This window comes from Oleiphilus sp. HI0125 (genome assembly GCF_001635355.1).
Genome location: NZ_LWGF01000675.1, coordinates 1 through 1,046 on the forward strand (window position 1 = coordinate 1; position 1,046 = coordinate 1,046).

The window sequence follows — 1,046 nt, forward strand, 5'->3', positions numbered from 1 at the left end:
TCGATAAATTCATGCGCATGCGCAGCTAGGGCTGCGGCTTCTATATCTTTTTGAGAGGCATCCTCGTTGCCATACGCAATATTATGCTTAATCGTGGAAGAGAACATCACAGGCTGCTGCGAAACAATCCCTAGTCGCTTACGCAGCGCCTCAGTAGACACATCGTGAACAGATTGCCCAAATACTGACACGCAGCCTTCATTAATATCGTAAAAGCGCTGCAGCAACTCAAATATTGTTGATTTACCAGCACCAGATGGCCCAACTAGCGCCACGCGCTCCCCTTCTCGAATACTAAAGCTGACTTGATCTAAAGCTTTTACTTGAGGTCTAGCGGGGTATGAAAAAGTAACGCCATCAAATTGAATCACTGAAGCATTACTCGCCGGAAACATATCAGTACCCGACTGATAAGGAATAAGCGACTCCACAGACAGCAACTCCAAAAGGCGCTCTGTCGCACCAACGGCGCGTTGCAATTCACCATATACCTCGGAGATCGTCGCCACAGCACCGGCCATCATCAAGGCATAAAAAATAAAAGCTGCCAATTCACCACCGGTCATCGCACCGGCCAGCATGTCACTGCCGCCAACCCATATCAGAGAACTTATCGCTACAAACACCAGCAGTATCACTGTCGCAATCAGAAGCGCTCGCTGACGAATACGTTTTCGCGCGACGGAAAAAGCGAGTTCGACTTCTTTATCAAAGGCCGCACGCTCATAATTTTCACGCGTAAAACCCTGCACCGTTTTTATGTTGCGTACAATCTCACCTGCATAAGAGCCAACGTCTGCAATCGAATCTTGGCTAGCACGCGACAATTTTCGAACACGTCTGCCAAACATCAGAATAGGTAGCAAAACAAGTGGCACACCAACCAACACCAACAAGCTCAACTTCAAGTTGGTATAGAGCAACAGAATAAGTGAGCCAACAAAAGTGAGTGCGCTGCGCAGCGCCATCGAAAAAGAAGAGCCAATAATATTTTGCAGCAAACTGGTATCAGTCGTGAGACGAGACATGATCTCGCCACTACGATT

Annotated in this window: 1 protein-coding gene; it reads right to left on the reverse strand. The window is 47.7% G+C overall.

Annotated elements, in window-relative coordinates:
• A partial coding sequence (locus tag A3762_RS09745) for an ABC transporter transmembrane domain-containing protein (protein ID WP_231878779.1) occupies positions 1–1,028 on the reverse strand: 1,028 nt, incomplete at its 3' end.
• Positions 1,029–1,046 lie beyond the last annotated feature (18 nt).